Below are 7,977 nucleotides of genomic sequence, written 5' to 3' on the forward strand. Positions count from 1 at the left end.
CGTCCTTTTTGGACGGGCGGGACGCCCATCCCACAATAACAATTAAAATTGTAAGTTATTTAATTCGCGATCCTTAGAGGGAAATTTTATCCCCCAGTCTCTTTCAATCCCTGGGTGATCTCAACATTGTATCAGTAACAGGCTTTCCGGCCTGTTCCACAAAGAGTAAACCGGGACTTATTATAGATATCAGAATAACCAGCAATCAAAATAACCAGCGGGCGGCGAATCGTCATGCAAAATTTGAGCTTTGTCTAAATTAGGTATAGCTTCAGCCAATTCTCTACCTACTTTTATCTCAAGCGCCCTGTCTGTTAAGGGAAAGGAAAATTGATAGCTATCTTGTAAATATTTTGCCTTAGCAACAATCTCATCTTTCCCTAAAATAGCGCTGTTAGTACCCATCAAAACGCTGTTAATATCCTTCCACGGACACACGCACACTTGAGAAAACACGCTTTGAAAAGTCTTGATTTTTTCTGCATAAAACTGATCTCTTTGCAGCAGATTTGCTAGCACAACTCCCTTGCTTGACAATTGTTTTTCGCAGATTTGATAAAATTCCTTGGTGGATAGGCGGTGCGGAAAGTAGCCGTTGCCAAAAGCTACGTCGATCATGATGATATCGTACTGAGTATCTGATTTTTGCTGCTCTAAATACTCTCGGCCGTCTTGAATTGTTACAGTCAGCCGATCGTCCAATTTTACCCCAAAACACTGTGTAGCTGCTTCGATCGCGATCGGATCGACATCTGCACATTCTATAACAGTTTCCGGCAAATAGTGGTGCAAAACTAAGGGAATTCTGCCGCCGCCAAATCCAGCTATGTAGATTCTTTGAGGTAGGCTTTGCCACACTAAACCCAACATCATCGCCTGAGTATATTCAGACACTAGATGTAAAGGATTGTTGAAATCGAAAACTGATTGCAGTAAATCTGTTTGCTGATTTATTTTTTCTACTAAAGATAGCTTAATGTGCGATCGCTCTTTTGTGACTGCAACATAGTGAACACCCGACTCTTTGCAAAAAATAACTTTGTCTGGCTGTTGCTGTAGCCAAGCCAGCCGCTGTCCAATAGCGGATAAATTAATAGATTGCCAAGTTTTGTGTTCCTCAATCATGTGATTTTAAATTTGGATTTTAAATTTTATTTAAATTCGATATTCTCTAAGAATATAGCCTCATCAACGCGGTTTCTACCACAATGGCTGAGTCGCCCGGTATCTCCGAAGAAACCGGGTTTCTAGTCAAGGCTGAGGCTAGTCAGTCGATTTTAGATTTTAGATTTTAGATTTTAGATTTACCCCACATATAAATCTGGGAGTTTGAACTTTGGTCTAAAATTTTTATCTTTCCACGACTTAAGTCGGGGGCTCGCATCCGTTTTTGGGCTGGGTCATGTTCTCATTTTTCAGCAGGGCGAAGAACGAGAAGACAACAGAAATTCACCCGATTACAGCCGCTTATACGCCACCAATTCCAAACCTGAAACCGAAAGTTCCACTTTTTCCCAATCTTGCTTGTCACCTTCCAACTTTTCAAAGGCTGCTGAGGTAAGCAAAATCTCTCCGCGTTCCGCCAAATCCTCTCCCAGCTTAGATGCCAGATTAAATTCCGATCCGTACATATCCTCTCCTTCCAGCATCAAAACATCGCCACAGCCAATACCAATGCAGAGGTAAATATCCATCTCCGGCGGCAGTGTAGTGTTGACAGCCGCCGTGTGTTTCAAAGAGTTGATTGCAGCTTCCACCGCTGATTTGACATCGGAAAAAACTGCAAAAATATTGTCTGCTTCCTCCTTAACTACAGTGCCACCGTATTCGGAAATTATCGGTTTGACAATTCCGTGCATCCGGTGAATCATTGCCAAAAAATGAATAATTCCGTGGCGGACTGTCGTGCGCGAAAATCCCGACATATCCATTACTAAAATTGCGTAGTTTTTGCGAAAAGTTGAATTGATTTTTTCATCAATTTCAGCCATTCTTTCGGGATGTTCGTTTCTTTCTTGCAGCAGCATTTCTAAGTTAGCGCGGTTATTTGTTTTCATTTTATTTTAATTCAATTCCCAATCGCGACACAGTTCTTGAGGCCGGCCAGCAGGATGCACCGCACAATTGATGCCATCCTTACCGTAATAATAATCGCACACTTTGCAGGGTTTAGTGTGCTCTAATTTTTTCATCAAAATTGCCCGGATTGTCTGGACTCGGTTGCGATACTTGTTTGCATTGGAGTGACTCGGTTCAATTGCCAAAGCTTGCTCAAAAGCTGCTAAGCTGGAATCATACAATTTAATAATTTGGGAACTGTATTTTGTCCAAGCATCGGCATGGCTTTGATACAGTTCGACTGTACTTAAGTTTAATAACCCGTATTCTGTCCAAGCGTCGGCTGAAGCTCGATCGAACTTAATATTGGCATTGAGCAAAACTTTTTTGATCGTTGCCAAAAGTTCCCTCGGCTGCCAAGGTTTGCTAACATAAGCCTCGGCGCGATCGCCCTGGAACCTCGCAAATAAAGCTAACTGCTGTCCCTTGCCTGTTAAAAATACCACCGGTATGTTCCGAGTTTCGGGGTTAGCTTTAATTAAACGACAAACCCCGTAGCCGTCCAGACGGGGCATTATGACATCTAATAATACTAAATCAGGACAATTTTTCTCAATTTTATCCAGCGCTTCCACACCGTCAGATGCCTGAATTACATTCAATCCGCTGCATCTCAACTGATGTGAAATGCACTCCCGCTGGCTGCGGGAATCTTCCACCACTAAAACTGTACTCATCACTCCCCACCTGGTTTTTGAGGTAAACTTGTTCGCTGCTTCGAGTAACCCTTGCTGAAATCAGTTTACCCAAATTGGAAGAGTTTGTTATCACTGGCAAGCTAAACTTACTCAAATTGCAACAAATCTTAAACTGGCAAGCAAAGGTGATACTTATTAGAAAATGCTGGTTGCTAATACGCGGACAATTATTCGAGGTTGAGGCGGTAAATATTCGGCTTTTAAGCCTTAATAGCGACAAAATGTAGTGATTTCGGGCGAAAACCTTGTTGAATTGCAACAGATAATCGGCTACTGTATACGTTAAAGTTCTTAAACACGACAAATGAATAGATTGCTCCTCACTTTATTGGTAAGTCCGACGCTATTTGGATCTGTGATGTCTTTGAGCGCGATCGCAAATACCCCTCTAATTAGCGAAACACCAGCTCAATCGGCTGATTCGCCCCAATGCGTGCCCTCGCCCCACACTCAGCGCCTGACTTGCGTGCGGCTTTCTGGCAAGTCTGCTGCTGCGGCTTCTAAGCCGAGAATTAGTTGGCAACGCCCTGCTGACGAACAGGTGGCAATGTTGGATTTTTCGGAAGAAGAAAGCGATGCGGCGGCGGCGCTGTTTGGCTGCGACTGTCAGATGTGTATCAACTCGCTGCGACAGTTGCGCGGTTTGCCACCTCTGGATCTAGCTTCTTGAGGGCGATCGCGCCATAGTGTTCGAGCTAACGTTTGAATCTTGCTCAAATCGCGATCGTTGCGAAATTTGATAATTGCGGGACGATCGCACTTTTCATCTACCATCACCTATTCAGAGCGGCGATCGAGCAGTTCAGAGCGATCGACCTTGTGATGTCCACAAATTTCAATAATTTCTCACCCATACAATGCCCTTCGATGTCTTTCGGGCAAAAGGCATACTATCGAATTCTATCACAGCTCAACAGTTGTTTTTTTTGATATTTCATCAGTCTATAATTTGGCCGTTTGTAATGGCGAAGGTTATTCGCAGCTACACGAACGAGACTGCCAAAATTTGTAGTTTTGGGTTGGTAACAGTAGATGAATGCAGATCAACGCTGATGTTGCAAATCGATCGCACCCGCCGCCAAAATTAAATGTATAATATTAACGAAGTAAACCGCTACGAGTGAATCATGTCCGCAAACACCGCGCTACCCGCCGCCCTAGCTAAAATCGTTCAGCGCTTTCAGCGACATTCCGATCCGAAACAGCGCTACGAACAACTGCTGTGGTATGCCAAGCGACTACCAGCATTTCCCGAAAGCGACAAACTGCCGGAAAACAAAGTTTCTGGCTGCGTGTCGCAAGTTTATATTACTGCAAATTTGGCAGAGGGAAAAGTTTTGTATCAAGGCGATTCAGACGCTCAGTTAGTCAAAGGATTAGTTGGCTTGCTGGTGGAAGGTTTGAGCGGATTAACGCCTGCTGAAATTGTCACCATTACCCCAGATTTTATTCAAGACACGGGATTGAATGTGAGTTTAACACCTTCCCGCGCTAACGGATTTTACAACATTTTTCAAATGATGAAAAATAAGGCACTTGCTTGTGAATTGAGCAAGCAAGCCGAAGCAAATTAAAAGAAGAAACAGTCATGACTCAAACTACAAATTTAACAAAATCAGGTTCTGGCAACTATTCCGCCGCCGTTCAAGAATATATCTGGAATTGGCAAGAAACGCAAATCAAAGTTATTTACGAAACCAGAGGACAGGGAAATACTGTATTGCTGCTGCCGGCTTTCAGTACGGTTTCGACGCGAGAAGAAATGCGTCCTTTAGCAGAATTGTTAGCTCCTAAATTTCAAGTGGTGAGCTTAGATTGGCCGGGTTTCGGCGACTCGGATCGCCCGCGAACCGACTATAAACCGCAATTATACTATCAATTTCTAAAAAATTTTGTTGAGGCAAATTTTAATAGTCCTGTGGCTGTAGTTGCAGCAGGTCACGCTGCGGGTTATGTGATGAAATTAGCGCAATCAAAACCGAATGTTTGGTCAAAGATTGTGTTAGCTGCGCCCACTTGGCGCGGGCCTTTGCCGACGATGAGCAAACAGCAAAGCGGCTGGCACGGAATTGTGAGAGAATTAGTACGATCGCCCTTACTGGGACAATTCCTATACAAACTCAACACAGCGCCGTCATTCCTCAGTCTCATGTACCGCCGCCACGTCTACGCCGATTCAGCTAAAGTCACGCCAGATTTCATCCAAAGCAAATGGCAAGTGACGCAAAAACCCGGTGCTAGGTACGGTTCCGCTGCCTTTGTGACTGGTGGTTTAGATACGGCAAAAGTGCGATCGGAATTTACAGATAAATTTCAACAATTAGCAGTGCCGGTGATGGTTGTAATTGCTGAAAATGCGCCGCCAAAATCAAAGGCTGAAATGGAAGCATTAACGGAATTACCGGGTGTTGAATCGCGAGTTATTCCCGGTTCTTTGGGTATGCACGAAGAGAATGCTGAAGCTTTGGCAAATGTGGTTAAATCTTTTATTTGAGAGGATTAAGAGGGGATGAACTGCAGAGGGCGCAGAGAACGCAGAGGGGAGGAATGCAAGCTGTTTTTTTTACGTTAGTTTGGATGGTTTGCTATTGGTTTTGTCTGCCTGTTTATGCTGTCGGAGATCCGCCGATAATCAATTTGCCACAGAGTACGATTGAAGGTGCGATTGACTTTCACATTCATTCTTCTCCTGATGTGATTCCCCGCAGGTTGGATGATTTTGAGGTAGCGAAATTAGCTGCTAGGGCGAAGATGAAAGCTGTTGTATTGAAAAATCATTATGCCAGCACAGCAGCGCGGGCCGTTTTGGTTAATAAAATAGTACCAGAAATCGAAGTTTTCGGAGGAATTGTTCTCAATCATTCGGTAGGCGGCATTAATCCCGACGCTGTAGAAGCAATGCACCGCATTGGTGGCAAATACGGTAAAGTAGTGTGGCTACCAACCGTTGATGCTGAGCATCACTTGCAGGTTTTTCACAAGTCGGGAAGGGGGATTAAAGTTGCGGAAAATGGCAAGGTTTTACCGGAAACAGCAGCGGTCTTGAAGATGGTAGCCAAAGAGAATTTGGTATTGGAAACCGGTCATATTTCCTCAAAAGAAGTGATGGCGGTTGTCAGTGAAGCCAAGCTGCTCAACATTAAAAACATCCTGATTACTCACGCAATGGCGGATGTACCCGGTTTATCCCTAGAAAATATGCAAACAGCCGCCGCAGCCGGAGCTTTCTTAGAACTCGCATTTGTGAACGATTTGATGGGAGAAAATGCCGCTGATGAGGGTCACAAAAACTGGCATCAAGTTTCAATTAAGAAGATGGCAGCAGCTATTAAACTAATAGGAGCCGAGCATTTTGTTCTCAGCACCGATTTGGGAAGAAAACCAGATCCTTTACCTGCGGAAGGTTACAAATTATTTGTGAAAAAATTGATAGATAAAGGCATTTCCCCGCAGGAAATTGATTTAATGATGAAACACAATCCAGCTAGATTGTTAGGCATTGAGAATTGGTAATTGGTAATTGGGTATTGGCAATCGGGGATTGGGAATCGCTAATTTGGAATTCTCTTTCCTCTTCCTTCTTCCTCCTTCCCTCTGCCTTCTGCCTTCTGCCTTCTGCCTTCTGCCTTCTTCCTTCTTCTATTCTTGATTGTCTTTGCCGCGCAGGTATCCGTTATCTGCAATGCGCCAAGCACCCCCAGCATTGCCCGTTAAATCGCTATCTTCCACGGTAGCAATGCCATCTCTGTAAACGGCGATCGCCTCACCTTCATTCCCATTAATCCGACACCGGCGCACGATCAATTTTCCTCCCAATCCGACACCTATTCCCAAACTGCCGTTGTCAAAAATACTGCAATCTTCCACCGTTGCTTTCCCATGATCCGATATAAAAATTCCGTTCCATACCCCATCATGAATTTGACTGCGGCGGAGGATAGAATTTGCATCAGGGCCGCAAATTCCCACCACAGAATAGTCCGCAGAAGTGATATCGCTGTCTTCTATGATTAACTCGCCTTTGCGAATATCTACAGTGTAATATTTCCCAGTTGCGCTCAGCGTTAAACCGCGCACTAAAGCACTGTCAGTTGCCATTTTAATGCAGTTTGAGTTGATACTTTCAACCACAATGCGATCGACATCTCCGCTGCCGATAATTTCTACCGATTTGTCGAGAATTAGACTTTCGCGGTAAACGCCTGGATGCACCTCAAGGCGCGTACCAGGTGCAGCATTTTTCAGCGCTTCGCTAATAGTAGTATAATCGCCTTCACCCTGCTGAGAAACAACAAATTTTTTAGTCTTCAAAACTTGGGTATCTGAAGTAGATGCTTTAATTTGCCCTGACTTCGACTCAAAATGCTCAGATTGTCGATCGCCCGCTTCCGAAAGTTGCGATGTTAGCAGCAAGCGTTCTTGATAAACTGTCTCTAGCTGATGTTCTAACTCGCATACTTGAGATTGAAGTTGAGCTTGATTCTGGTTGGCTGTCTCGATTTGACTTTGAGTTTCCGAGAGTTGAGAATAAAGGTGCGATCGTTCTCTGTTAGCAGTTTCTAGCTGAGATTCCAATTCAGAGCGACTTTGACGCACACTTTCTAACTGACTTTCTAAGTCGGATACTTGAGATAGAAGTTGAGTTTGATTTTGAGTAGCTGTATCGATTTGACTTTGCAATTGGGAGATTTTAGAAGTGAGCCCCGATTCCAATTCAGAGCGACTTTGACGAACACTCTCTAACTGACTTTCTAACTCGGATACTTGAGATTGAAGTTGAGCTTGATTCTGATTGGCTGTCTCGATTTGACTTTGCAATTGGGAGATTTGAGAAGTGAACCCCGATTCCAATTCAGAGCGACTTTGACGCACACTCTCTAACTGGTGTTCTAACTCGGAGATTTGAGATTGAAGTTGATTTTGATTCTGGTTTGCTGTCTCGGCTTGACTTTGCAATTGGGAGATTTGAGAATAAAGTTGCGATCGTTCGGTATTAGCTGTTTCTAGCTGAACTTCTAATTCTGAGCGAGTTTGACGCACACTTTCTAACTGATTTTCTAAGTCGGATACTTGAGATTGAAGTTGAGCTTGATTCTGATTGGCTGTCTCGATTTGACTTTGGGATTCCGAGAGTTGAGAAGTGAGTTGAGATTCCAATTCA

Annotated in this window: 9 protein-coding genes; 5 read left to right on the forward strand and 4 right to left on the reverse strand. The window is 43.9% G+C overall.

What is annotated here, in order from left to right; all coding sequences use genetic code 11:
* Window positions 1-189: 189 nt before the first annotated feature.
* The 3 genes from QUB08_RS21185 to QUB08_RS21195 all read right to left on the reverse strand — a co-directional run bounded on the left by QUB08_RS21185 (window position 190) and on the right by QUB08_RS21195 (window position 2,795).
* Entirely contained in the window at window positions 190-1,125 is a 936-nt protein-coding gene (locus tag QUB08_RS21185) for a fused MFS/spermidine synthase (protein ID WP_333226813.1), read from the reverse strand.
* Between the two features lie 332 nt (window positions 1,126-1,457).
* A complete protein-coding gene (locus tag QUB08_RS21190) occupies window positions 1,458-2,057 on the reverse strand; it encodes an adenylate/guanylate cyclase domain-containing protein (protein WP_333226815.1) in 600 nt (199 codons plus the stop codon).
* Window positions 2,058-2,063: 6 nt separating this feature from the next.
* Window positions 2,064-2,795, reverse strand: a complete 732-nt coding sequence (locus QUB08_RS21195; RefSeq protein WP_333226817.1) for a response regulator — start codon at window positions 2,793-2,795, stop codon at window positions 2,064-2,066.
* A 325-nt stretch (window positions 2,796-3,120) separates the two neighbouring features.
* Between QUB08_RS21195 and QUB08_RS21200 the strand changes: the two genes are divergently transcribed.
* From QUB08_RS21200 to QUB08_RS21220, 5 genes are all read left to right on the forward strand, one after another.
* The gene (locus tag QUB08_RS21200; RefSeq protein ID WP_333226819.1) at window positions 3,121-3,486 is read left to right on the forward strand and encodes a hypothetical protein; all 366 of its coding nucleotides are present in this window, start codon (window positions 3,121-3,123) and stop codon (window positions 3,484-3,486) included.
* A 292-nt stretch (window positions 3,487-3,778) separates the two neighbouring features.
* Window positions 3,779-3,904: a hypothetical protein gene (locus QUB08_RS21205; protein WP_333226821.1), complete on the forward strand. Its 126-nt coding sequence runs from the start codon at window positions 3,779-3,781 to the stop codon at window positions 3,902-3,904.
* A gap of 39 nt (window positions 3,905-3,943) precedes the next feature.
* On the forward strand, window positions 3,944-4,390 hold the full coding sequence (locus QUB08_RS21210; protein WP_333049786.1) for a SufE family protein: 447 nt from the start codon (window positions 3,944-3,946) through the stop codon (window positions 4,388-4,390).
* A 14-nt stretch (window positions 4,391-4,404) separates the two neighbouring features.
* Complete coding sequence (locus QUB08_RS21215; protein WP_333226823.1) at window positions 4,405-5,310, forward strand: alpha/beta hydrolase; 906 nt, start codon at window positions 4,405-4,407, stop codon at window positions 5,308-5,310.
* Between the two features lie 53 nt (window positions 5,311-5,363).
* A complete protein-coding gene (locus tag QUB08_RS21220; protein WP_333226825.1) occupies window positions 5,364-6,329 on the forward strand; it encodes a DUF6282 family protein in 966 nt (321 codons plus the stop codon).
* A gap of 126 nt (window positions 6,330-6,455) precedes the next feature.
* Here the strand turns inward: QUB08_RS21220 and QUB08_RS21225 are convergent.
* Window positions 6,456-7,977 (reverse strand): right-handed parallel beta-helix repeat-containing protein (locus QUB08_RS21225; RefSeq protein ID WP_333226827.1); only part of this gene is annotated, 1,522 nt, incomplete at its 5' end.

Origin of the sequence: Microcoleus sp. BR0-C5 (assembly GCF_036705045.1) — a bacterium.
Taxonomy (GTDB): Bacteria; Cyanobacteriota; Cyanobacteriia; order Cyanobacteriales; family Microcoleaceae; genus Microcoleus.

What these genes read in the sequence shown, in the direction of transcription:
- QUB08_RS21185 (WP_333226813.1), bottom strand. Translation starts at nt 1,125, where the DNA reads ATGATTGAGGAACACAAAACTTGGCAATCTATTAATTTATCCGCTATT.
- QUB08_RS21190 (WP_333226815.1), bottom strand. Translation starts at nt 2,057, where the DNA reads ATGAAAACAAATAACCGCGCTAACTTAGAAATGCTGCTGCAAGAAAGA.
- QUB08_RS21195 (WP_333226817.1), bottom strand. Translation starts at nt 2,795, where the DNA reads ATGAGTACAGTTTTAGTGGTGGAAGATTCCCGCAGCCAGCGGGAGTGC.
- QUB08_RS21200 (WP_333226819.1), top strand. Translation starts at nt 3,121, where the DNA reads ATGAATAGATTGCTCCTCACTTTATTGGTAAGTCCGACGCTATTTGGA.
- QUB08_RS21205 (WP_333226821.1), top strand. Translation starts at nt 3,779, where the DNA reads ATGGCGAAGGTTATTCGCAGCTACACGAACGAGACTGCCAAAATTTGT.
- QUB08_RS21210 (WP_333049786.1), top strand. Translation starts at nt 3,944, where the DNA reads ATGTCCGCAAACACCGCGCTACCCGCCGCCCTAGCTAAAATCGTTCAG.
- QUB08_RS21215 (WP_333226823.1), top strand. Translation starts at nt 4,405, where the DNA reads ATGACTCAAACTACAAATTTAACAAAATCAGGTTCTGGCAACTATTCC.
- QUB08_RS21220 (WP_333226825.1), top strand. Translation starts at nt 5,364, where the DNA reads ATGCAAGCTGTTTTTTTTACGTTAGTTTGGATGGTTTGCTATTGGTTT.